Raw genomic sequence first — 24,728 nt, 5'->3', positions numbered from 1 at the left:
GAAAATGATGGGTAAACCATCGTAGACTCCCCTGATTGGATCGAGATATAGGTATTTTATGTGCATGTGCTCAGAGGGTCACAGTATCGGAACGACGCAATAGGATAAAACTCCCTCGTTATCTGAAGCCACAGAAGGGAAGGAGTTATCTTTAAGAAGGATGCAATACATCATCTTGGTCTGGGGCAGTCTTCTTCTTTTTATGGGTGATCCTTCGTAGCCACTCCCGTATGCGGCGATAATCTCGATCCGTGAGAAGAATAAATTCACAGCTAATCATGTACCAGGAAAAAAGCATCAGATTCATTAAAAGACCGACACCTAGATGGAAGAACATGGCACCAAAGACAGCGAAGTACTTTGTATAACGATTCAGTAGCAAAAAGGGAAAAGCGATTTGAAAGAGCACAGAAGAGTATGTGAGGAACAGGATCAGTCCCTCGGATGACCACACGATCTCACTAATTCCCGGCCAAACATAATCTTGTACTCTCATCGCGTAGTAGACGGCAGTTCCATTTTGCCACATGGAGCCCATCACCTTGTACATCCCAGCAGTAAAGTACATAAACAGTAATTGTAGGGCGATGGCTGCTACCGCAAAGTTATGCAGAGCTGCTTGATAGGGGAAGAGTCTGTGTGCTTTAGCCAACCTCCTTCTTTGTTTCTTCCTCGAATGATCCACTGAAAAGTAGGCGCCGGCATTCGCGAAGAGAAGGTAAAACATCTCCAACCGAAGGATATTTTCTCCCCCATTGGTGATGAAAGGATTACGAAAATAGAAAGACCAAAAAATAACGAAGGTAATTATTGAAAATAGACGCGTTCGATAGCCGATCGTAAAGAGTAGTGTGGCAAGAATGCCTCCAAAATAAACCCCCTCTAAGAACCAGGGCGAATCAAACCATTGAAAAAGGGTGTACACTCCCCGTACATTTGCCCCTTCTAAGAAAGGGCCGGTTGGCCACAGACCAAAGGATCCCCAGAGAAGGTGGCGTTCACTCATATGATAGAGGTATAGGTAGAGAAGCCCCAAACCAAAACCCACACGCAATAGGCTTGTCCCAATTAATAGGTGAGGGGTGGTTAAAAATTCTTCAACTCGCTTCATTTTAGAACCACTCCTTTGCAGCGGGGGAGGGTGTTGGGGTAAAGTCTAACCATTTGGTATCGTTAAAGTGTAAGGGGCCGGCATCGTCAGGTTGGTGTCGTTTTTTTAGTTCTGGAAAGGTATTGGTTACAATCCGAACTTTAATCCCTCGCACCTTTTTATCAGGATCGTGTGAGGCGATGGCAGTAGATGCTGCTCGTCTAAGCATCCACTCTCCTTTTTTTTGCTCGGTTTCATCTTTACTCTCGTAGTAGCGCATACCTGCATGGAGATAGCGAATCACTCGCCCTTCTGAGGAAAGGCGCTCCCCCTGTTTTTTCTTAAATAGCGGACGTGTTATATTTTTCCATTCGCCTTCTTTGGTTGTCCCATCTTGAGTGACCCAGCGCACCTTTACCCAAAGGTCTTTATTTTGGGACACAGGGTTAGGGGCAAAAAGCTTCCAATTTTGTGAGAAAAGCGGATCCATATAGCGTTGCAAAGGATCCCACCACTTTGTCTTCATTCCATTATCGGGTGTAAGATAAAAGGCAGTAATGGCAAAGTGGAAGATGAAAATAACCATTAATAACCCAATCCAGGATCGAAGGAGCCAAGGTTTGTTTCTCATAGGGTTCCCTCCATAGCATGGTGGCGCATCGTTAACCAATATCATACCATATTGAGGGTAAAGCCTTATTTTCTAAAGATGGGACAACCTAAGTCCATCGCCGTCTGTTTTTAATCGATTTTTAACAAAAATGTAACCTCTGTGGTTGATTTTTGTAACCAATATCCTTGAAAATGGAGGGTGTAACGATGAGTGATTTCAATTATGAACTTCCATATAGAACGGAGAAGGCAGTATGAGACGATGGATACGATTCGGGGTGCTTCTATTGGTGACCCTCATAGCGATCGGGTGGGTAGTGAATCGTATGGAACCCCAGCAACGAGCCGAAGGTTATGAACCCCCTAAAAATAAAATATGGGTAGGAGCATGGACAGCAGCCCATCAATATCCCTCAGGAGTCGCTTTGCTTGGGGTAAAGAATCAGACCGCACGGATGATCGTCAATCCCCACATGGATGGTGAGAAGATCCAACTGCGTTTATCCAATGCCTATGGCGATAAACCGATTATATTTAAAGAAGTAACGGTCGCAATTGCGGGGATTGGGGCCGATCTCGATCCGAATACCTTGCGCAGAGTAACGTATAAAGGAAAGCAATCCGTGATCGTTCCAGTGGGACAAGAAATTCAAAGCGATCCTATTTCTCTCCGTGTTGCTCGGGGTGAAAAACTGGCAGTGAGTATGTATGTCCCAAAAGCAAGTGGACCTGTCAGTTGGCATCGTGTTGCTAGACAAGTCTCCTATCTCTCCACCGAGGGAAATCATACGATGGATATGGATCCAATCAATTTTGATACGCCCGTCACTTCATGGTATTGGTTGTCAGGGGTGGATATACTCACCACCGATGAAGAAAAGAAAGCCGTTGTTACCATGGGTGATTCCATTACGGATGGGGTTGGTTCCACGGGTAATATGGATCGCCGCTATCCGGATTACCTTGCAGAGCGGTTTCGCGCAGTGGGAATCCCATTATCTGTTCTCAATGCGGGGATCTCAGGGAATAAGGTGTTACGGGATGATCCAATCTATGGTCCGAGGGCATTAAATCGTTTTGAACGCGATGTGTTGAATCAGCCTGGCGTATCCCATGTGATCTTGTTAGAGGGGATTAATGACATTGGTCATCTTCCCCATAACTATGATCCAGAATCCTTGATCAAAGGGTATCGTGAGCTGATAGAAAAAGCACATGATCAAGGGGTACGTATTTATATGGGTACCCTTCTTCCGAATGATGGGGCGGCCTATCATACACCTGAAGGGGAAGCAACTCGTCAGCAAGTAAACAATTGGATTCGCCATAGTGGTGTACCGGATGGGGTCGTCGATTTTGATAAGGTGATGAGAGACCCATCTCACCCGAATCGGTTGCGTCCAGCCTATGATTCAGGGGATCACCTTCACCCCAGTGATGCAGGTTATCAAGCGATGGCTCGTGCGGTACCACTTGATTGGTTTCGGTAAGGTTGTCATTCATTCTGAAGTAAAAAAGCGGTTGAGAAGAAATTCTCAACCGCTTTTTTGTGTGAATCGATATTAAAAGCTTTTAACACCCGACGCTATACGCTTCAGAGAGGAAACTCTTCTACTTGCAATTCCGTCTGAAATCTTTTATTTCCTCCACAGAGCCATTTAGACCCTAGTAGTCTCATAACCGATTGTCGGTATCCATCTTTTTGACGAAGAATTGTTGCTGGACTCCCTTTACATGATAGATTGCTTGATACCCCTCCTCTTGGGTAGGGGGTTCTAACTTTTTGAGGGTGCTATTTATACCAGGGATCGGGATGCGTTCCGAAGGTTCGCGCTGTTGATTACGAGCAATCGACTCATCATAATCAGGTTCAAAAAAGTAAGCCGAAGCGCTAAAGTGAAATTGATGAGCAAGTGCCAGATACTTTTCTCGTTCAGCGGCAGTAGGGTTTGTGTTATCAATCACGAGTGGTTGTTTAGCATGGAGACAAGCTTCAATTAACACCCGTTCACGATGCCGGGTACGAAGCATATCAAGATTTATTCGGACATGGGTGCGAAAAAACGTCTCCTTATAAAAAGTTGATTTGCCCGATGCTTGAATCCCAATGAAAATAATCATCTCCATTGTGTAACCACCCACCCTTAATTTGTAGGATTTTTTGAGATGAACTGATGGATATATTCCCGTTCCTTAGAAAAGATCGGTGTTTCATGATCCACTTCCCAACGCGTTCGTTCTGCATTGCCTTTCTGATAAGAAACCCTTCGAATACAGATTCCTCGTTTTTGCCAGATCGGCAGGTCATTCCAGTTGATTTCCTTTTCTATCAACAACTTGTCTTGTAAATTGGACTGATTCAATCCTGTCAGTTCAGACTGGGTAAATTGGGTTTGAGCCAGCATCGAGATGCTATTTTTGGTCGCATCCTGTTGTCGCCATATAAAATAATTGGCCACTTCATCACTGGGTAATACCCATGCACGGCTGTCAAAAGTGGCAAGGGGTGTTTTAGGATGATGCTTTTTGATCGCCTCATTAAACTTTGCTGTCGCAAGGGAAGCCGATACGGATACGATTTTTTGTACGTTATTTTTGAACCAAGATTCTGTGGATAGTTTATGATCATTGGTTACGAGTAGCGAGATTTCATCACTTTGATGATAGATGAGCTGACAGCCCATGATCATTTGACCAAGATAGCAACAGGTTTCCCAAAAAGATTGGATAAGGCCAAAGTCAAAGGGCTTGTCCATCCCTCTGGTAAAGGAATGAAAGTGACAGCCATCAATTCGTATTAACACAGGCAATCGTCGTGGCAAATGTGTGCGTGAGGCAAACTCATACTCTTTCATGCGTTCGCCAAAATCATCATGTTTGTTCATGGATATACTCCTTTTACGGGATGTAAAGAGTAGTATACGGATATAAACAAATGAATGGTATGGATTTCGTACATGAATAGTGTTGCTTTTTTATTATCAATGAGGGATACGTGTAGTAGAGCCTGCAAATACCTCCATTATAGTGCTTTTTCTCCAAGCAAAAGGAATTGTCCATTACTCGATATCTATATATTAATAGGGAACTAATAGCGAAGAGCCATCCGCCTAAAGGGCGGATGGCTCTCTTACTTAACAACAGCGGCGGATGCTACTTCCACCATACTTCTCATCATTGGCCTGTTTATGAAACGTTCTTTCAGAAAGAGGGACCCCATCCGGGTGTTCCCGTTTGAAGTGTTCGAGATAACGCTCATAATTGGGGACACCGGCAATGGCATTTAGATAGTCAGTGAACTCGCGAACCCTTCGGATACAGGATGAAAAAAGGGAACTCATCCACTTATCCCTCCTTTTTTCCAGGGAATATAGGGAGATTCTGCGAGGGGAAGCGTTTCTTTACGCACCAGCTTTTTGTACCATACACGGGCGGCATCAAGGAGAATGGCGATGACAAGAAGCATAAAGATCGCCGTCAATGCAGCATCCAATTGATTATTAAACACAATTCGTTTCAGTTCAGCGATGGATTGTGCAGGGGGTAAGACGTTGTTTGCATCAATCGCCGCATTAAATTTATCAGCCGCTGCGAGGAAGCCAATCTTTGGATCAGGACTAAATAGTTTTTGCCAGCCTGCGGTCATGGTAATGGTTGTCAACCAGGCTGTAGGAAGGAGGGTAATCCAGGCATAGCGGGCCTTTCCCATTTTGATGAGAATGGTTGTTCCTGCAATGAGGGCGATGACGGCAAGCATCTGGTTAGCAATTCCAAAGAGAGGCCACAGGGTATGGATTCCGCCGAGAGGATCCACCACCCCTTGATAGAGAAAGTATCCCCAACCAGCGACGATGATTCCACTGGTGACAAGATTAGAAGGGAGCCAATCCGTCTTGCCCCATTTTTTTGAAACATGTCCGAGGAGGTCTTGTAGCATAAAGCGACCTACCCGTGTTCCTGCATCGATGGTGGTAAGGATAAAGACGGCTTCAAAGAGGATGGCGAAGTGATACCAAAAGGCCATTAGCGATTTACCCCCGATAATTTGCGAAAAGATATGCGCCATCCCGATAGCAAGGGTGGGAGCCCCTCCCGTTCGGGAGAGAATCGTTTCTTCGCCAACATCCTTCGCCAGACCTGTGAGTTGGTCTGGGGTTACCGAAAAACCCCATGTGGAGACGGTGGTAGCTACCTGGGAGACATCGGTTCCTACTACCGCTGCGGGGCTGTTGATCGCGAAATAGGCGCCCGGGGTAAGGATACAAGCAGCGATTAACGCCATGATGGCAACGAAGGATTCTGTCAGCATGCCACCAAACCCGATAAAGCGCGCTTCGCTTTCCCTACGGATCATCTTGGGAGTGGTTCCGGAGGAGACGAGAGCGTGAAATCCAGAGATAGAGCCGCAGGCAATTGTGATAAATACAAAGGGGAACATGTTCCCTGAAAATACGGGACCATTTCCATGAATGAAAGGAGTTAGAGCAGGCATGGATAGTTTGGGCATGACAATGAGGATGCTTATGGCAAGTCCAAAGATCACGCCAATTTTTAAGAAGGTACTTAAATAATCCCTTGGAGCGAGAAGTAACCAGACGGGAATGACGGAGGCGATGAAACCATAGCCGATTAACAATAGACTGATGGTGGTGGGCTCTAAGGTGAAGATTGCGGCCAGAGAAGGGTCTTGTGCGACAGCTTGCCCCATCCATAAAGAAAGTAAGAGCATGGCAAATCCGATGATGGATGCTTCGAGCACACGACCGGGCCGGAGAAAACGCATATAAATGCCCATCAACAAGGCGATGGGGAGGGTCATGGCGAGGGTGAACATTCCCCAAGGGCTATGGGCAAGGGCTTGCACCACGACCAAGGCAAGCACTGCAAGGAGGATAATCATGATACCGAGTATCGCGAATAGTGCGATAAATCCGCCGAAAGGGCCAATCTCCTCCCTCACGATTTGTCCGAGGGATTTACCATTGCGGCGCATGGAGCCAAATAAAATGATAAAGTCCTGTACAGCACCACCCAGGACGACTCCGATGATAATCCAAATGGTGCCTGGAAGATATCCCATTTGGGCTGCGAGTATCGGTCCGACCAAGGGCCCTGCTCCGGCAATGGCAGCAAAATGATGACCAAATAGCACCCACTTATTTGTTGGTACAAAATCTTTGCCATCGTTGTGAATTTCAGCGGGAGTTTTACGTTGGTCATCTAATTCAAAAACGCGTCGGGCGATAAAACGGCTATAAAATCGATAAGCAACAGCATAGGTGCATACTGCGGCGGTCAGTATCCAGATGGCATTCACGCTTTCTCCTTGAGAAAGAGCAAGCAAGCCAAAGGCGACGGCTCCAAGAATTGAGATCAATGACCAGATAAAAAAGGATACCCACTTATTTTTCAATGTGAAATTCCCCCATTCGGTTGCTGCAATCGATTTGAATAATCAAAAGGTTTGGAATGAAGAATGTACCTTAAGATAATTCCCGTTATTATAAAGGGTGTGTTTGTGAAAATCAATAACCAATTGATGGTGACTGTGAGCCGATCAGCGATGAATGGATAGCAAAAAAGGAGACAAAATGTGAGCGCTTTCATCTTGCTTATTTTATCTTCGTTGTGTGAAGTCCCTCTTCCTCCATGCTCTTGTCACAGAGGGAGTGAGTAGAAGCTTCATGGTTTGTGCTATACTGTCATAGGAAGGCATCCGGTTGACAACAGAACGAAGTGTGGCGAAAACTTAGGTTTTCGCTGTTTGTCATACAATAAAATCAGTGGAGGTGAAAAAGATGTCGATATCCAAGGAAAAGGTGGAACATGTCGCCAAACTGGCCCGCATGTATTTAACCGATGAGGAAGCGGAGCTTTATACCAGTCAGCTAAACGACATCTTAGGGTTTGCAGAAAAATTGAACGAGCTGGATACAACCGATGTAGAGCCTACCAGTCATGTACTCCCCATGGCAAACGTTCTGCGTCAGGATGAAAATAAACCCTCCCTTGATCGGGAAAAAGCCCTGCGCAATGCTCCTGAGCATAAAGATGGTATGTTTAAAGTCCCTGCTGTATTTGAAGAGTAAAGGAGGAACATTATGTCTTTGTTACAAGAGCCACTGGGTTCGTTACATAAACGATTGAAAGAAAAAGAATTGACAGCAACTGATCTTGTAGATGCTTCCTTGGCCCGTATACAGGAAACGGATGACAAGCTAGGTGCTTTCTTAAAGGTGGATGAAGAGGGCGCACGGGAACGGGCGAAAAAGCTCGATGAAGCAGGAAATGTGTTGCCATTGGCGGCACTACCCATGGGAATTAAAGATAATATTTCAACTCAGAATGTCCTGACGACAGCGGGAAGTAAGATACTTGGGGAATATACGCCTGTGTATGATGCGACGGTCATGGAGAAGCTTACCCATGCGGGTGCCAACATGGTAGGGAAGTTAAATATGGACGAGTTTGGGATGGGTTCATCCAACGAAAACTCGGGCTATTATCCAGTACGGAATCCTTGGGATCTAAGTAGAGTCCCTGGTGGTTCAAGTGGTGGCGCAGCCGCTGCTGTCGCTGCGGGTCAGGTTCGATTTGCCCTTGGCTCCGATACGGGAGGATCGATTCGCCAGCCCGCCGCCTTTTGTGGAGTAGTTGGGTTAAAACCAACCTATGGACGGGTTTCTCGGTATGGATTGATCGCTTTTGCTTCCTCCTTGGATCAGATTGGTCCATTAACAGCGAACGTTGAAGATGCTGCCCACGTACTCGAAGCGATTGCAGGTTTTGATCACCGCGACTCTACCTCGGCGAATGTGGATACGGTGCAGTATTCCGCTGCGTTGACAGGGGATATCAAAGGACTGAAAGTGGCAGTTCCAAAGGAATTTCTTGGGGAAGGGGTTGCTGATGGGGTCAAAGAGAACGTGAAGCAAGCACTGAAGGTCTTTACAGAACTGGGTGCTGAAGTAGAAGAAGTTTCTCTTCCTCATGCGGAGTATGCTGTTGCGACCTACTATCTCCTTTCGCCTGCGGAGGCTTCATCCAATCTGGCTAGGTATGATGGGGTGCGTTTTGGTACCCGTGTCGAGGGTGAGAACCTAATCGATATGTACTGCCGTACCCGGAGTGCTGGGTTTGGCGATGAGGTCAAACGCCGGATTATGTTAGGAACCTATGCACTTTCCTCTGGGTACTATGATGCGTACTATGTTAAGGCGCAGAAAGTGCGCACCCTCATTCAGCAGGATTTCGAGGGGATCTTTAACCACTATGATGTGGTGGTAGGTCCAACTTCACCGACGACTGCCTTTAAAATGGGTGAGAAAACTTCGGATCCCTTAACGATGTACCTCAACGACATATGTACGATCCCGGTAAGTTTAGCGGGATTGCCAGCGATCAGTGTGCCCTGTGGACTTGCTGATGGTTTACCCGTGGGTTTACAAATTGTAGGGAAACCCTTTGATGAAGCAGAAGTCCTAAAAGTTGCTCATGCTTATGAACAACATGGAGAACGGCTCGTTGCCCCTGAGATCGGAGGTGGAGCTTCATGAGCCAATATGGAACAGTGATCGGTCTAGAGGTTCATGCGGAGCTTTCTACAAAAACAAAGATTTTTTGCGGATGTTCTACCGAGTTTGGTGCCCCTGTCAACACCCATACGTGCCCCATTTGTCTGGGTCACCCTGGGGTGCTGCCAGTATTGAATAAACAAGCGGTGGAATTTGCTATCAAGGCCTCACTTGCCCTCAATTGTAAGATTGCAACCTCGAGTAAATTTGACCGGAAAAATTATTTCTACCCCGACCTTCCAAAAGCTTATCAGATCTCTCAGTATGATAAGCCGATTGGGGAGGGTGGTTGGATCGAAATTGAGGTAGAAGGGAAGAAGAAACGCATCGGCATTACGCGTGTCCATTTGGAAGAGGACGCGGGGAAGTTAAACCACTCGGATAATGGAGACGGATCCTTAGTGGACTACAACCGAGTGGGTGTGCCTTTGATCGAGATTGTTTCCGAACCTGATATGCGTACCCCTGCTGAAGGACGCGCGTACCTCGAAAAGTTGAAGCAGATTCTTCAATACACAGGAGTGTCCGATGTGAAAATGGAGGAAGGGTCTCTCCGCTGTGATGCCAATATCAGCTTGCGTCCCCTTGGACAAGAAGCTTTTGGTACCAAGACGGAGATGAAAAACCTTAACTCCTTCCGCAATGTTGAACGGGCATTGGAATATGAGCAAACACGCCAAGCCGATGTTTTGGATAAGGGAGAAGCGGTTACTCAACAAACCATGCGTTGGTTAGAGACGGAGAACCGTACGAAGGTGATGCGCTCCAAGGAAGAAGCCCATGACTATCGCTATTTCCCTGAACCTGATCTTGTGCAACTGTTGATTGATGAGGAATGGAAAGAGTCTATTCGCTCTTCACTACCAGAGCTCCCCGACGCGCGTCGTTCCCGGTACATGGAGACCTATGGGCTGTCCGCCTATGATGCGGAGCTTCTCACTTCAACTAAAGCGATTGCCGATTTCTTTGATGAGGTGACCGAAGAAGGCGCTGAGGCAAAAGCGGCTGCCAACTGGATCTCTGGTGAACTTTTGGGATATTTAAATACCCATGATAAAGAACTGAGTGAAACTGCGATTACGGCAAAGTCGCTTGCAGGGATGATTACGCTGATTCAAAAGGGAACCATCAGCAGTACGATTGCTAAGAAAGTATTAAAGGAACTGATCGAACAGGGCGGCGACCCTGGTAAGATCGTTGAAGATAAGGGTTGGGTGCAAATTAGCGATGAAGGGAAGCTACAGGAAATGGTAGCCGAAGTTCTCGCCGCCAACCCCCAATCCGTGACCGATATCAAGAACGGGAAAGACCGAGCACTTGGCTTTTTGGTTGGGTTAATTATGAAATCGACCAAAGGAAAAGCGAATCCCAAGTTGGTAAACGAACTGATTCGCAAAGAGATTGGTCTATGATCTTTTTAGGTACTCCGTTGAGGGAAAATGAGGTGTTTGTATGCAGTTTCTTTTCGCAGCCACAGTTCTGATCTCCCTCATAATGGGGGGCTATATATTGGAAGATCAACCACCTTTGGCCCTTCATTATTTTGTCATCGGGATGTATTTTTTTGTCATCCTCTTCGAATTTCGGGGAAATCCTTTTTCCCGGAAGGTATACCTTCTGCTTGCCTTGTTGTTGATAGGAAGTGCGATGCTCCAATTCTTCATGGCAACAAACCACTCCTTTGCCGGTGTGATCAGCCTACTCTTTGCCTACTTTGCTTTGCAGTCACGCCGACGCCTTAATGAATAAGTACAAAAAATGTACAAAAAGCGGTTTTGCCTCATGGGCGAAACCGTTTTTTGTATAGGATGGGGGGCTGGAGAAACAATAGGGTGATAAGGAGGGATCCGATATGCAAGATGCGGGAAGTCAACGAATGAATCATGCCCTACAGATTACTGAAGAAGCGGTTCAATTCGTCCGAGTTGCCCAAAATTCAGCAGACCCCCAGGTCATTCAACAAGCCCAACGAAAACTGGAGCAAGCAAAATCAGCGCTTGAAGCTTTTGGGGAGGTTGGCGATTCCAACACAGCACGTGATCCGGTTAGTCAAGGGCTGGCACAGTTGGAGCAATCACGTACGACCTTAGCCCAGTCTGTTTCCATCAGTGACCCTGTAGGGTATCACTTGTATTAAAAAGGCCTTCGTAGAAGGCCTTTTCTTTATTGAAACCATCGAAATTGATTCCAGGGCTGAAGAATTGCCACGACACGTCCCTCAACGCTAGAAATCGTAACAGATCCAAAATGACGGCTATCGATACTTTGTGTTGGATTATCGCCCATTACAAATAGATGTTGCTTGGGCACGAGGCGAAGGGGGAAATTATCGATCGCTTTTTTGGAGAATGAGGGTAAGGGAGATGGATGATGGTTGATATCTAAGCGATGATGCCTAGCACGGATGCGATCACCTGCAAGGCCAACGATTCGTTTAGTAAAGAGTTGAGTAGAGCCAGGAGGCTGAAAGAGGATAATGTCTCCTCGAGATAATTTGAGCGAAATGTGTGGAAAAATGGTATTGAGACGAATACAGACGGTAAGGGAGTTCGTTATAAGATTGCGAAGTACAAGAGACCTATTGGGGCATCAGAGGGAAAAGAGTCGAGGTATGTTCGAATGGAACTTTTACCAGATGGAACAATGCATGGTCATCCGATCGCAGAATGGCAGTTCAGACCATATTGGAAGAAAAGAGTGAATAAGAGTATAGACGATATTCCGGAAATAGATAATTAATTAAAATGAGGTGTAATAATGCTTGATGGAATTAATTTTGGGGATGGGGAAATTTTTCACAATATATTGCAGTACTTTGATTTAGATGTTTCCTTGGAAAAGCAAGATAGCCTTTTGGGTGAGGATCTCCTTTCTGTGTTGTATATGGAAGGGAAATTTATAATTGATGTAGGGTGGTATGGTTCTGAGAATGGCCGGTTTATTGTTACTGTAGGGGAGGACTCTGCAGAAGAAAGCCATGACCTTTACACGTTAAAGGAATCAATTATTCGCGCAGTGGATAGGGTTCATGTGCTGATGAAGGAACCAGAACCTAAAATAGATTATCGAATGGTTTTTTCGACGCCAGAGAGGGCACCGGATAAATTAGATCATTTGTTGGGGGAAGTGATGGTGGAGTGGGAGAGAGAAGAGTCTCAGGTAACGGTGCGTATGTTAGAAGAGGCAGAACGAACATGGAATTTACGATTACCCAATGAGCTGAGAAACATTGTATTGAATTGCAATGGGGGCATTCCTATCCCTTGCTTCTATAAGAATGGGAGAGGGAGTGGGTCTCATATAGAAAGTTTACTTAGTTTCAATGTTTCAGACGAGGATAATGTTCACAAGAAACTTTCGACGTATAGTTTTCCTGAGAGAATGATTCCTATTGAAAATTCGGGCAGACGGATGCTCTGTTTGGATTATCGAGAGAATGAAGCAGAACCAGGAGTTGTTTTGGTGACTTTTTCGGATCGTTCATCTAACGCACAAATTGAGGAAGAAGAGAAGATTGCTCCCTCATTTCTCGATTTTCTGGCCCGAATGTATTTCCATGTGAACTGGTCGGAGGAAGTATCGAAAGGGGATTACCCTTGGCTTATTCAGCAATTAGAAGAAGTGGAGAAAGAATGGGGGATCATTCTCCCTCTTCATTACAAAAAGTTGGTGATCCGAAGTAATGGTGGGGAACCGGAATATAGAAGATTTTTTCATGAAATAGGAGGGGATATGGTCGAATCTCTGTTAAGGGTGGGGAAGGAAAAGGATGAGAAGAGTGTGATTGAAGTGTATGAAAAACACTTTAAGGACACGTTATACTACCCCTTTGCATTGTGTGAAAGTGGACGCATTTTGTGTCTGGATTATCATGAGCGCAAGGAGCATCCGCCTGTCGTTTTGTGGGATGGAGAGAGCGATCGATTTTACGAAGTGAAGGATACCTTTAGCCATTGGTTGGATTATTTACAATCCTGATGCATGATAATAGTTTTCCGTTGACGATCAACTAGTATGATGACAGAAAGAAGATCCTTGCGAGGGTCTTCTTTCTCTTTAGTACGGATTGAAGTGATATTATTATCTTAATTAATAGTTTGTTATATATAATGCAGTAAAGTACAATCATAAAGTATTTAATTGAAACGTGATGCGATAGTGATCAAAAATATCGATTTTGGAGATGCGGAGAGCAAGGAAGAACGCTATCACCCTGTAAACAGTAGCTTTACGCGCTTTTTGCAATACCTTCGTTATCAATAAAAAGCATAAAATGAATGATACCGCTTGTGGAGGGAGCCCCTCTTCAAGCGGCTTTTTATTTCGTATGGGCTCCTGTTAGGGTCACCCATTTTCTCAACCGCGTTTGCCAATGTCTAAAAAGGGCATACAATAGGAAGAAGTGAAAAAGGCCATGAGGAAGGACCTTTTACAATGGATCGGATGTGAACTGATGCCACTGTCGATAACCGATCAATTGTTGCGTTTGCACCATCGTTTCTTGAAGGTAGCCTTCTGCATTGTCGAGCCATTGTATCCAGTTCTCTATGGTTGCTTTGGTAGGGGGAGGCGCGACACGTTTCGTTTCCAACATGTAACCTCGTCGGATCCGGTCATGGTTACGGGCGGTATAGAGGCTTTGAATACAAGCGATGATCACCGTTTCGTGCCAATCTTGAGTGACCAATCGCTGGATGCAACCCTTCGCCGTTAAACGATGGTAGCTGGTGAAGGTATTTTCCTTCAGTACCTCCGCGATCCCAGGCAATTCCTTTATATTAGGGAGGCGCGTTAACTGCGCGCTGATTGAACATACCATTGATTCGGCATCGATGCTTTTTGTCATCGTGTTTTGGATGGTGTCGATCTGGTCGAGAGCGGGACCCGCAGGGTCCGTAACAGGAAGCTCCGTCTGATGATTGGACATACACCCTCCTCCTTTTTTGTTCGGGGGTCTTATCACCTATTTATGCAAAGAGATTGGATTGCAGTCGTTAGTGAAAGGAAAGAGAGGGGGACTCTATATTGAAGCGTGCTCGGATCATATATAACCGGACTGCAGGAAAAGAATGCATTGAACGTGAGCTCCCTGGGATATTAGAACGCCTGGAATCCTACGAGCTGGAAACCTCTTGTCATGCGACGCGATGCGAGGGAGATGCCTTAGAGGCGGCCCGTCAATCCATGGAGCGAGGCTTTGATATTGTGATTGCCGCTGGGGGAGATGGTACCATCCATGAAGTGGTAAACGGACTGGCTTTAGGAGATAAACGGCCACGCCTTGGTATTCTCCCATGTGGAACGAGCAATGACTTTGCTCGTTCATTAAAATTGCCGAAAGACTTGATTCAAGCGTGTGATGTCATCGGACAAGGTCAGTTTCGACCGATGGATGTCGGGCGGTTGGGTGAGCGTTTTTTTATAAATGTAGCAGCAGCGGGATGGCTAACCGAGGTTTCCTATGAGGCGCCGAGTCGATTAAAGGCGGCTATTGGTCCATTAGCTTACTATGCAAAGGGATTGGAGAAGATTGGTTCATTACTCCGTCCCTTTACGGTACAATTAGAAACTTCGGAAGGTCGTTTTTCTGAAGAAATTATGTTGTTTATGGTAGCGAATAGCTCCTCTATCGGTGGATTTGAAAAGCTTGCGCCACAGGCTGACATATCGGATGGCAAGATGGATGTATTGGTTGTGAAAAAAGGAAATCTTGCCGATTTGATTCAACTGCTGGGTTTGGTTCGTAAAGGGGAACACATTCATGATGATCGGATTCTTTATTTCCAGACGGATCGGTTGCAGGTCATCTCGGAAAAACCGATGCAGCTGAATCTCGATGGAGAGTGGGGCGGCGAGTTATCTGGAAAGATTGAAATACTGGGAGGGTACCTTGACGTATGCAGTCCGATGAGAATTAAGCAGCGGGTAAATCTCCGTTCAAAGGCATCTGGTTGAATGAAACCGCTTTACTTACAAAGCGGTTTTTTTGTGATTCCTTTTACCCATTGGTTTCACGCTGACAGGCTGTGCTACAATGAGACCCTGAGAGTCTCGTCGGTTGTTGACGAAATGAAGGAGTTCATGAATCATGCCTAAGTTAATCCCCCCGGTGAAATCCGGAGAGAGTATAGAATTGATGATTACCGGATTAAGTCATACAGGGGATGGTGTTGGAAAAACTGAAGAAGGATTTACGGTTTTTATTCCCCTTGCTTTACCTGGAGAGCGTGTGCGGGTGAAGATAGCCCAAGTCAAAAAGACCTATGCCCATGCACGTTTGGAGGAAATCATTGCATCGAGTGATGAACGGGTGGATGCGCCTTGTCCTGTATTTGAGACCTGTGGGGGGTGTCAAATTCAACATTTAACCTATGCCGCTCAATTAACAATGAAGCAGCAGCAAGTAATAGATGCTTTTCGCCGCATTGGCGGGTTGGAACATACCAAGGTATTGCCCCCTATTGGAATGGATAACCCATGGAATTATCGGAATAAAGCACAGGTCCCCTTTGGGCAGCGAAATGGGAAGACAGTGGCAGGATTCTATGCAGCAGGGTCCCATCAGATTGTTGAATTTAGTCATTGTATGATCCAGCAACCAGAAAATGATCGTACGATACAATGGGTAAAAAACCGAGTGAAAGAGCTTCAGATCCCCTCCTATAACGAAAAAAACCATCGAGGGATTTTACGACATGTCATGGTGAGAACAGGGATCCATACCAACGATGTGATGGTGGTGTTGGTTACCAACGGGGAACATCTTCCACGTAAAAAAGAGCTCCTGTCTTCCTTGATTGAGAAGATCCCAGGTCTTACATCTGTTGTGCAAAATATCAACAAAAGACGCTCCAACGTCGTATTAGGGAATGAAAATCGGCTTCTGTGGGGTGACCCAGTGATCCATGATTATATCGGCGACGTACGGTTTGCCATCTCCCCCCATTCCTTTTTTCAAGTAAACCCACTGCAAACGGAGAGACTGTATCGCGAAGTGAAAAACTTCGCTTCTCTCTCAGGGAAAGAGACGGTGCTCGATGTCTATTGTGGTACGGGAACCATTGGTCTGTATCTAGCTAAGGACGCCAAACGAGTCTTGGGCATTGAGTCGATTGCCCAAGCGGTTGACAATGCACGTGAAAATGCGATGGCTAACGACATTCATCATGCAAGCTTTACCTGTGGGAAGGCAGAAGAAGTCTTGCCTCGTTGGGAACAGGAAGGAATTCGTGCACAAGTGATCGTAGTGGATCCACCTCGGAAGGGGTGTGAAGAAAGGCTTTTGGATGCTTGTGTGGAGATGAATCCAGAAAGAATCGTCTATGTTTCGTGTAATCCAGCAACGCTTGCCCGTGATGCCTCTCGATTGGAAGAAAGGGGTTTTCAAATGCGAGGGGTACAACCAGTGGATATGTTTCCTCATACCAATCATATTGAATGTGTGACGGTTTTTGATAGAATGGAAGATAAAGGATAGTCTTTGTGAATCGTTATACAGGATGAGCGATTGATAACAGAAGGGTTCTTGGGTATGGAGAAGATGACAGAGCGCTATCCATACCCATTCAGGTATAAATAATTTTCTTATTATTTTATCAATTCAGTTGTTTGTGTCTTCTCTATTTGATACAATATTTTTTAATCTTAGGGGATAAAAGGGGAAGTTTTCCACTTGTGATCGGGTGATTCAAGGAGGGAAAGTATGCGAGTACATTCTTGGATGTCTGAAGGTTCCTGTTGGATCAATGGGAGAAAAGACACCAGCTCCCATCGCAGAGAGGTAATTAATCCAGCCACAGGTGAATCAATTGGAGAGATGCCGTGGGGGAATGAAGAAATGGCAACCCGCGCAGTGGACGCAGCTTGGACTGCTTTTCCAAGTTGGTCGAAGAAACTTCCCCATGAACGGGGAGAAGTGCTTAAAAAATGGGCGAATGCCATCCGTTGTCATCGTGATTCATTAGCCGAGCTCCTCTCATGTGAACAGGGAAAGCCCATCGCCGAAGCCACTGGGGAGTTAGGGGTCGCTGCAGACTTTGTTGAATGGTATGGAGAAGAGGCGAAGCGAGTCGGTGGGGAGATTCTCGCGCCGAGCCGGCACGGCCAACAAATTACGGTGCTTTATCGGCCGGTGGGAGTGGCCGCGTTGATTACGCCGTGGAATTATCCGGCGGCCATGGTGACACGTAAGATGGCGCCTGCATTAGCTGCGGGGTGTACCGTGGTCATTAAACCTGCCAGTGATACTCCATTAATCGCTTCCGCCTTACTTTCCTTATTGATAGAGGAGGGTCTGCCTCCTGGCGTTGCGAATCTAGTGACCGGAGAGGCGGCGATGGTTGGGAGGACCTGGCTTAAAGATGATCGGGTACGAAAGATTTCCTTTACCGGATCCACCGATGTGGGGAAAGAGCTAATGCGCCAAAGCGCTGATCATATGAAAAGAATCTCCCTGGAATTAGGGGGCAATGCTCCAGCGATCGTTTTTGATGATGCGGATTTGGATCGTGTGGCGGATGCGATTGTGGATAATAAATTTGAAAACTGTGGACAAATGTGTAATGGGATCAACTTAATTTATGTGCAAGAGCCCATTAGAGAAGAATTAGAGAGGAGGATTCATCGCCGAGTTTCTCGTATTGTGGTAGGGCAAAAAATAGAAGGAAGACCTCAGATTGGACCACTGATTCATCGGAAAGCGCAGGAAAAAGTCGCAACCTTCGTTCAAGAAGCGATTGATCAAGGAGCACGTCTACTCTGTGGAGGCAAAAAATTAACCGATGGAATGTATGAGAAGGGGTACTATTACGAACCGACCGTGCTAGTGGATGTCAACGATGGAATGGCTTTGACTAAGAAGGAGGTATTTGGACCTGTTGCACCCATTCTTTCTTTTCAATCGGAGGCGGAAGTTGTTGAGCGATCCAACCGTACACCCTATGGATTAGCAGCCTATCTCTTTACTCAGGATGTGCACAGGATTAATCGGGTAAGTGAAGCATTAGACTTTGGAATGGTGGGTGTGAATGGGACATCATTAAGTTTTCCCCAAGCTCCTTTTGGAGGCGTGAAGGAAAGTGGAGTGGGCCGTGAGGGAGGTCGTGTTGGTTTAGAGGAGTTTTTAGAGCTGAAAACGTTGATTACGATGCTCACTGAAGAAAATGACATCGGTTCTAAGGAGTGATGGCAGATGGATCAAACGGTGCAAATCTCTCGCAACCGAGGACGAATTTCTAAAGAAGAGCTAATCTCCACTGTTCGAAATGGTCAAATCGACACGGTAATTCTTGCGATCTGCGATATGCAAGGTCGGTTGATGGGAAAACGATTAACCGGTGAATTTTTTCTGCAACAAGGGTTAAAACATGGCGCGCATTTTTGTAACTATCTTTTAGGTACCGATATGGAAATGAATACGCCAAGTGGTTATCAAAAGGTGAATTGGAGTGACGGATACGGCGATTGGTTAGCACAGCCCGATTGGAACACGGTGAGGGTAATCTCCTGGCTAGAACGAACGGCATTAATTTTGTGTGATGCGGTGGATGAATCCACAGGAGAGCTGATCGATATATCGCCACGCAGTATTTTAAAGCGACAGGTAGATCGGGCGCGGAAGAAGGGCATTGTTTTTTCAATGGCGAGTGAGTTAGAGTTCTTCCTAATGAAGGATACCTATGAGGAAGCTTATCAAAAAGGGTATGAACATTTGCAGTTAGCGGGTCACTATAACGAGGATTACAATTTATTACAAGGGACGCGCAATGAACCCTTTTATCGCAAATTGCGGCAATGGATGGCCGCTACAGATATTCCGATTGAGTCATCAAAAGGAGAGGCATCGATTGGACAACACGAAGTTAACATAGGGTATAGTGATGCACTCATCGCAGCGGATCGTCATGCCTTATTTAAGCATGGGGCCAAAGAGATCGGAATCAAAGAAGGTGTTGCCCTCACCTTTATGGCAAAACCGGATCACCGCTGGACGGGTTCGAGTGGTCATATTCATATGAGTGCGCAAGACCTTCATACAGGGAAAAGTCTTTTTTATGATGCGGGGACAAATTCTGATGGTATGTCTTCAACCATGCAATGCATTCTCGCAGGCGTGTTGGCATATACCAGAGACTTTGCCCTTTGTTTTGCGCCGAATATTAACTCTTATAAACGGTTTGCAATCGAGAGCTGGGCACCTGTACATATTGTATGGAGCCGTGATAATCGTTCGTCAGGGTATCGCATTGTAGGCTCGGAGAGTAGTTTGCGAATGGAAAATCGTATTACGGGGGCAGATATTAATCCGTATTTGGCATATGCTGCGATGATCGGAGCCGGATTACAGGGATTAGAAGAAGAACTTACACTGGCAACAGAGCATCAAGGGAACGCTTATGAAGGGAAGGAGGGAGCTTTGGCAATTCCACGTTCCCTATACGAAGCCGTTGATTGTTGGGAGAGGAGCGAGGTGGTAAAGAAGGTGTTAGGAGAGGAGGTTGCCTACCATTATGGACATGCAGCACGCTTGGAGCAACAAGCCTTCGATATGTTTGTGACCAATTGGGAGCGCAGACGTTATTTTGAGCAAGGCTAACATCAACAGAGAGTGGGGAAGCTTGGGATGCGACTTCACAATAAGGTTTGTTGGATTACAGGTGGAGGGAGTGGGATGGGGCGCACAGCGGCTCGCATGTTTGCTGCTGAGGGAGCTACCGTAGGGATATTGGAAATTGATGAAGGGTCTGGTCAACAAACGGTATCGACGATTCAGCAAGAGGGCGGTCGGGCGAAACTCATAGTTTGTGACGTGGGCGATGAGGAGAGTGTGAAAAACGCTGTCCAGATGGCGGTACAACAATATGGTCCACCAGATGTCCTCTATAACAATGCTGGAATTATGCCAGCTGAGGATCACTCCGTAATTGATACAGAAGAGGCTGTTTGGGATCGGGTTTTTCAAATCAACGTGAAGGGAATCTATTTCATGTGTAAACATACCATCCCACACATGCTGTCCAAAGGAAGCGGCTCGATTATCAATATAGCCTCCTTTGTCGCATCGATGGGATGCAGTGTTCCACAGGATGCCTACACAGCCTCCAAAGGCGCAGTGATGGCTATGACAAAATCCCTAGCGATTCAATTTCGGCCACAAGGAATCCGTTGTAACGCTATTTGTCCAGGGCCAATTGAAACGCCATTGCTTACGGAATGGTTATTAAAGGATGAAGCAGCTCGTCAAATTCGTCTTCGTCGTCAACCAAGTGGTCGATTTGGTAAAGCGGAGGATATTGTTCACTGCGCGATCTATTTAGCTTCGGATGAGTCGGATTGGACCAATGGATCGATTATTCCCATTGATGGAGGGATTACCAGTAACTATTTTTGAGAAGGTAAGGTTCATCCTTACATCGGTGGATTAATGCAAATCGAGATGAGTGATGATAATCGAACACGATTCATTAAGATACCCTTAAACGTAAACACAGAGAACCCATCTGTGCAGAAGCGATAGAGGGTATTTTTTATCATGGATAGGGTATCCCTGATAGTAGTTCAATTCTATGTATTGTCCCATAAAAGGACATGGTATATAATGAGTCCACTTGTGGGCGGAGGGATCGGAATGACGGAAAATTTTGCGGTAATCGGTTTGGGTCGTTTTGGAGCCAGTGTGGCAAAAGCTTTGTATGAAATGGGATATGAAGTCATGGCTGTTGATAAAGATCCTTATCGAGTACAAGACTTCTCGCAGATAGTAACCCATGTCGTAGAAGCGGACTCTACTGACGAAAATGCGCTACGAGCGCTAGGCATCAATAATTTTGATATTGTTGTGGTTGCCATTGGTGAAGATATCCAATCCAGCATTATGACGACCCTTATTTTGCAAGAGATTGGTGTAAAAAGAGTGGTCGTTAAAGCAAAAAATGATCTTCATGGGAAAGTGCTCTATAAGATTGGGGCAGAGAAGGTCGTTTATCCCGAACGGGATATGGGTTTGCGAGTTGTACACAATCTCATTTCCCCGAACATCTTAGACTACATTGAGCTAGCGGAAGATTATAGTATCATCGAGATTAGTGCAGGGGATTATTTTGATGGGAAATCCCTTGAACAATTGGATGTGCGCTCTCTTTTTGGCTGTAATGTGATGGCCATTAAATCAGGCAAACGCATTAATATTGCTCCTATGGCGAATGATGTGATCCATAAAGGAGACGTTTTGGTTGTGATCGGACACAACGATGACTTATTGCGATTGGAAAAACGTAATTAAGGGTGAAGGCACTCTAAAGGTGTGGAAAATATGGCGAAGCGAATTATTCATAGTTTATCTCCACTGAAAATACTTGTGCTAGGCTTTGCTGTTGTCATCTTAGCAGGGGCGGTTTTGCTTTCATTGCCGATTGCGACAGAGAGTGGGGAATCGATTAGTTTTTTAGATGCGTTATTTACAGCGACTTCAGCCGTTTGTGTAACAGGATTGGTCGTAGTGGATACAGCAACAACATTTAGTACCTTTGGAGAAGGAGTCATCCTTCTTCTTATTCAATTGGGTGGCCTTGGATTTATGACCTTTGGTGTGTTGTTTGCGATCTTCTTGGGGAAAAGAATTGGTGTAAAATCGCGACGGGTTCTACAAGAATCCTTTCAGCAACGCCATTTGCAAGGGATTGTACGTCTGACTCAGCTGGTCTTGACAATTACGTTGGTGGTAGAGGCAGTGGGGGTCTTCTTGCTTTCGATCCGCTGGGTTCCCGAATGGGGTTGGAGCAAAGGGCTTTACTATGCACTATTTCACTCGGTGTCTGCCTTTAATAATGCTGGATTTGATTTATTTGGTGATGAGAAACCCTTTAGTAGCTTATCAAAGTACGTGGGTGATCCCTTAATTACGCTTACCATCGCTGGGTTGTTTATTATAGGCGGTTTAGGTTTTGTTGTGATGACTGACCTGATTCAATGTTACAAGACTCGGAATCGAAGGTTGAGCTTACATACGAAGCTTGTACTGACAGGAACTGGGATTTTAATCATGATGGGTACCTTATCCATCTTATTAGTGGAGTGGGCGAACCCTAGAACCCTGGCTCATTTGTCCTGGTCGGATAAATTGCTCGCTTCCTTCTTTCAAGGAGTAACGCCGCGTACAGCAGGATTTAACACCTTGGACATCGCTCATATGTATCCTGCCAGTCAGTTTATTATCATGATGTTGATGTTTGTAGGTGCAGCACCGAGTTCGACGGGTGGCGGTATTAAAGTGACGACATTTGTGATCGTGCTTTTAGCTGCCTGGTCGATGATTCGGGGGCAAAGTGATGTTGTCACCTATCGGCGGCGCATCCCTTATCAGCTCGTTTATCGAGCGTTGACGGTGTTTGTTGTTTCTCTTACCCTCATCGTGACGGTAACGATCTTACTGACGATTACCGAACATACTGGGTTAACGAGGGCCTTATTTGAAGTGGTTTCTGCCTCTGGTACGGTAGGGATGTCATTAAATTTAACGCCAGAATTAACACCACTTGGGAAAGTCTTAATCACCTTTACTATGTTTGCAGGTCGACTGGGACCACTCACCTTGGCTTATGCCCTTGCAAAACGAGATAAGCAAGTGCTGATCCGGTATCCTGAGGAATCACCCTTAACCGGTTAACGTAGGTAAAGAAGTGAATGGATTTGATTCCAAATAGCGTAATGGGTATTGGATGAAGCTTCTTAGACGAAAATGAAGTTATTGTAAATCGTAGCACGCATGACTTTACCTCCGTGTTACAATAGGGGAAGTTTATGTAGTTTGGAGGACGGTTTTCTTATGATCAGTGTACAAGGAATTGGCCTACGGTATGGTGGGCGAAAGTTATTTGAAGACGTCAATATTAAATTTACTCCGGGGAACTGCTATGGGCTGATCGGTGCCAATGGTGCAGGAAAATCAACTTTCCTAAAAATCCTCTCGGGTGAAGTGGAAGCCAATAAAGGGGAAATACACATTACCCCAGGAGAGCGTCTGGGCGTTCTGAAACAGGATCATTTTCAGTATGAAGAACAAGAAGTATTGCAAACGGTTATCATGGGGCATGAGCGGCTCTATGCCATCATGCAGGAGAAAGATGCGCTCTATGCAAAACCTGATTTCTCAGACGAAGATGGGGTTAGGGCTGCGGAATTAGAAGGGGAGTTTGCTGAGTTAAATGGTTGGGAAGCGGAACCCGAAGCGGCACAACTTCTTTCTGGCTTGGGTGTTCTCGAAGAACTTCATAGTAAGAAGATGAAGGACTTAGAGGGCAACGACAAGGTGAAGGTATTGTTGGCACAGGCCTTATTTGGTGAGCCGGATATCTTGATTTTAGATGAGCCGACCAACCATTTGGACATTGAAGCGATTCGGTGGTTGGAAGATTTTCTTCTTAACTTTGAAAATACCGTGATTGTGGTCTCCCATGACCGTCATTTCTTAAACACCGTATGTACTCATATGGCGGATATCGATTATGGAGAGATTAAGCTCTATGTTGGAAACTATGATTTCTGGTATGAATCCAGTCAGTTGGCCCTTGCTTTAGCGAAAGAGAAGAATAAAAAGGTGGATGAGAAACGGAAGCAATTGGAAACCTTTATTGCGCGCTTTAGTGCTCATAAATCAAAAGCACGACAAGCGACTTCTCGTAAAAAAATGTTGGATAAATTGACTCCAGATGATATTCAGCCGTCTTCGCGGAGATATCCTTTTATCCATTTTGAACCGGAACGGGAAGCGGGGAATGACCTACTTGGCGTTGAAGGTTTATCAAAGACCGTTGAAGGAGAGAAAGTACTGGATCATCTTTCTTTTCGGATTAATAAAGGGGATAAAGTCGCCCTAGTTGGTCCAGATGGTTTGGCGAAAACGACCTTAATGCAGGTTCTTGTTGAGGAGCTTGTACCCGATGCAGGGGAATTTCAATGGGGGGTTACGACAAGCCGGGCATATTTCCCCAAGGATCATAATGCCTATTTTGAGGGTGCGGATCAAAGTTTGATCGATTGGCTTCGTCAATACTCGCTCAATGATCAATCAGAGACCTTTATTCGTGGCTTCCTTGGTCGGATGCTCTTTTCTGGAGAGGAAGTGTTAAAACAAGCGCAGGTTCTCTCTGGAGGAGAAAAGGTTCGCTGTATGTTGTCACGGATGATGTTATCCGGTGCAAACGTCTTGATCCTTGATGAACCGACCAACCACTTGGACATGGAGGCGATTACTGCTTTGACCAAGGGATTGGAAGAATTCCCAGGGACGATTATCTTTACGACGCATGACCATCAAATGATTCAATCCGTGGCCAATCGAGTGATGGAGATCACTCCTCAAGGGCTGGTCGATAAAATGACGACCTATGATGAATATCTAGAGGATCAAGCATTACAGCAAAAAGTGAAAAGCATGTACGAGTGATGAAGAAAAA

At 45.6% G+C, this 24,728-nt stretch carries 23 protein-coding genes; 15 read left to right on the top strand and 8 right to left on the bottom strand.

Going from position 1 to position 24,728, the window contains the following annotated elements:
- Positions 1–151: 151 nt before the first annotated feature.
- Both CHX35_RS00340 and CHX35_RS00335 read right to left on the bottom strand, forming a co-directional pair.
- Positions 152–1,111 (bottom strand): HTTM domain-containing protein, encoded by a 960-nt coding sequence (locus tag CHX35_RS00340; RefSeq protein ID WP_091832151.1) that lies wholly within the window; start codon positions 1,109–1,111, stop codon positions 152–154.
- Position 1,112: 1 nt separating this feature from the next.
- Positions 1,113–1,721, bottom strand: coding sequence for a DUF5819 family protein (locus tag CHX35_RS00335; protein ID WP_091832148.1), 609 nt, complete (start codon positions 1,719–1,721; stop codon positions 1,113–1,115).
- A 235-nt stretch (positions 1,722–1,956) separates the two neighbouring features.
- Here CHX35_RS00335 and CHX35_RS00330 point away from each other — a divergent pair, with 235 nt between their 5' ends.
- Entirely contained in the window at positions 1,957–3,192 is a 1,236-nt protein-coding gene (locus tag CHX35_RS00330; RefSeq protein ID WP_091832145.1) for an SGNH/GDSL hydrolase family protein, read from the top strand.
- 184 nt (positions 3,193–3,376) lie between these two features.
- Here CHX35_RS00330 and CHX35_RS00325 read toward each other — a convergent pair whose 3' ends face one another.
- The 4 genes from CHX35_RS00325 to CHX35_RS00310 form a co-directional block, all read right to left on the bottom strand.
- Entirely contained in the window at positions 3,377–3,829 is a 453-nt protein-coding gene (locus CHX35_RS00325) for an ATP-binding protein (protein ID WP_091832142.1), read from the bottom strand.
- Positions 3,830–3,846: 17 nt separating this feature from the next.
- Positions 3,847–4,587: a tRNA(His) guanylyltransferase Thg1 family protein gene (locus tag CHX35_RS00320; protein ID WP_091832139.1), complete on the bottom strand. Its 741-nt coding sequence runs from the start codon at positions 4,585–4,587 to the stop codon at positions 3,847–3,849.
- Between the two features lie 249 nt (positions 4,588–4,836).
- Positions 4,837–5,043: a YbdD/YjiX family protein gene (locus CHX35_RS00315; RefSeq protein WP_091832136.1), complete on the bottom strand. Its 207-nt coding sequence runs from the start codon at positions 5,041–5,043 to the stop codon at positions 4,837–4,839.
- On the bottom strand, positions 5,040–7,115 hold the full coding sequence (locus CHX35_RS00310) for a carbon starvation CstA family protein (protein ID WP_091832132.1): 2,076 nt from the start codon (positions 7,113–7,115) through the stop codon (positions 5,040–5,042). Before CHX35_RS00310 ends, CHX35_RS00315 begins: the two co-directional genes overlap by 4 nt.
- Before the next feature lie 385 nt (positions 7,116–7,500).
- Between CHX35_RS00310 and gatC the strand changes: the two genes are divergently transcribed.
- The 5 genes from gatC to CHX35_RS00285 all read left to right on the top strand — a co-directional run bounded on the left by gatC (position 7,501) and on the right by CHX35_RS00285 (position 11,413).
- Positions 7,501–7,791 carry an Asp-tRNA(Asn)/Glu-tRNA(Gln) amidotransferase subunit GatC gene (gatC, locus tag CHX35_RS00305; RefSeq protein ID WP_091832129.1) on the top strand — a complete coding sequence of 97 codons (291 nt, stop codon included), beginning with the start codon at positions 7,501–7,503 and terminating at the stop codon, positions 7,789–7,791.
- A 12-nt stretch (positions 7,792–7,803) separates the two neighbouring features.
- Positions 7,804–9,258 (top strand): Asp-tRNA(Asn)/Glu-tRNA(Gln) amidotransferase subunit GatA, encoded by a 1,455-nt coding sequence (gene gatA / locus CHX35_RS00300; protein WP_091832125.1) that lies wholly within the window; start codon positions 7,804–7,806, stop codon positions 9,256–9,258.
- Complete coding sequence (gatB, locus tag CHX35_RS00295; RefSeq protein WP_091832122.1) at positions 9,255–10,688, top strand: Asp-tRNA(Asn)/Glu-tRNA(Gln) amidotransferase subunit GatB; 1,434 nt, start codon at positions 9,255–9,257, stop codon at positions 10,686–10,688. Before gatA ends, gatB begins: the two co-directional genes overlap by 4 nt.
- Before the next feature lie 97 nt (positions 10,689–10,785).
- Positions 10,786–11,025, top strand: a complete 240-nt coding sequence (locus CHX35_RS00290; RefSeq protein WP_140413504.1) for a hypothetical protein — start codon at positions 10,786–10,788, stop codon at positions 11,023–11,025.
- Between the two features lie 103 nt (positions 11,026–11,128).
- Positions 11,129–11,413 (top strand): hypothetical protein, encoded by a 285-nt coding sequence (locus tag CHX35_RS00285; protein ID WP_091832117.1) that lies wholly within the window; start codon positions 11,129–11,131, stop codon positions 11,411–11,413.
- A 26-nt stretch (positions 11,414–11,439) separates the two neighbouring features.
- On the opposite strand, the gene lepB is transcribed toward CHX35_RS00285, so the two are convergent.
- On the bottom strand, positions 11,440–11,781 hold the full coding sequence (gene lepB, locus CHX35_RS00280; protein WP_281252040.1) for a signal peptidase I: 342 nt from the start codon (positions 11,779–11,781) through the stop codon (positions 11,440–11,442).
- 252 nt (positions 11,782–12,033) lie between these two features.
- Here lepB and CHX35_RS00270 point away from each other — a divergent pair, with 252 nt between their 5' ends.
- Entirely contained in the window at positions 12,034–13,254 is a 1,221-nt protein-coding gene (locus CHX35_RS00270; RefSeq protein WP_091832108.1) for an SMI1/KNR4 family protein, read from the top strand.
- A 451-nt stretch (positions 13,255–13,705) separates the two neighbouring features.
- On the opposite strand, the gene CHX35_RS00265 is transcribed toward CHX35_RS00270, so the two are convergent.
- Positions 13,706–14,203 carry a hypothetical protein gene (locus tag CHX35_RS00265; protein WP_091832105.1) on the bottom strand — a complete coding sequence of 166 codons (498 nt, stop codon included), beginning with the start codon at positions 14,201–14,203 and terminating at the stop codon, positions 13,706–13,708.
- A 98-nt stretch (positions 14,204–14,301) separates the two neighbouring features.
- Between CHX35_RS00265 and CHX35_RS00260 the strand changes: the two genes are divergently transcribed.
- The 8 genes from CHX35_RS00260 (at position 14,302) to CHX35_RS00225 (ending at position 24,718) form a co-directional block, all read left to right on the top strand.
- Complete coding sequence (locus CHX35_RS00260; protein WP_091832102.1) at positions 14,302–15,231, top strand: diacylglycerol kinase; 930 nt, start codon at positions 14,302–14,304, stop codon at positions 15,229–15,231.
- Positions 15,232–15,364: 133 nt separating this feature from the next.
- The gene (gene rlmD / locus CHX35_RS00255; protein ID WP_091832099.1) at positions 15,365–16,753 is read left to right on the top strand and encodes a 23S rRNA (uracil(1939)-C(5))-methyltransferase RlmD; all 1,389 of its coding nucleotides are present in this window, start codon (positions 15,365–15,367) and stop codon (positions 16,751–16,753) included.
- Between the two features lie 225 nt (positions 16,754–16,978).
- Positions 16,979–18,460, top strand: a complete 1,482-nt coding sequence (locus tag CHX35_RS00250; RefSeq protein WP_245838567.1) for an NAD-dependent succinate-semialdehyde dehydrogenase — start codon at positions 16,979–16,981, stop codon at positions 18,458–18,460.
- A gap of 6 nt (positions 18,461–18,466) precedes the next feature.
- The gene (locus tag CHX35_RS00245) at positions 18,467–19,870 is read left to right on the top strand and encodes a glutamine synthetase family protein (RefSeq protein ID WP_091832096.1); all 1,404 of its coding nucleotides are present in this window, start codon (positions 18,467–18,469) and stop codon (positions 19,868–19,870) included.
- A gap of 27 nt (positions 19,871–19,897) precedes the next feature.
- Positions 19,898–20,665 carry an SDR family NAD(P)-dependent oxidoreductase gene (locus CHX35_RS00240; RefSeq protein WP_091832094.1) on the top strand — a complete coding sequence of 256 codons (768 nt, stop codon included), beginning with the start codon at positions 19,898–19,900 and terminating at the stop codon, positions 20,663–20,665.
- Between the two features lie 237 nt (positions 20,666–20,902).
- Positions 20,903–21,556 (top strand): potassium channel family protein, encoded by a 654-nt coding sequence (locus CHX35_RS00235; protein WP_091832091.1) that lies wholly within the window; start codon positions 20,903–20,905, stop codon positions 21,554–21,556.
- A gap of 30 nt (positions 21,557–21,586) precedes the next feature.
- Entirely contained in the window at positions 21,587–22,939 is a 1,353-nt protein-coding gene (locus CHX35_RS00230; protein WP_091832088.1) for a TrkH family potassium uptake protein, read from the top strand.
- Between the two features lie 159 nt (positions 22,940–23,098).
- Positions 23,099–24,718: an ABC-F family ATP-binding cassette domain-containing protein gene (locus CHX35_RS00225; RefSeq protein ID WP_091832086.1), complete on the top strand. Its 1,620-nt coding sequence runs from the start codon at positions 23,099–23,101 to the stop codon at positions 24,716–24,718.
- Positions 24,719–24,728 lie beyond the last annotated feature (10 nt).

The sequence above is a fragment of the Marininema halotolerans genome (genome assembly GCF_900116235.1).
Classification (GTDB): Bacteria; Bacillota; Bacilli; order Thermoactinomycetales; family DSM-45169; genus Marininema; species Marininema halotolerans.
Note: the sequence above shows the minus strand (reverse complement) of the source record. Positions and strands in the feature narration are given on the sequence as shown.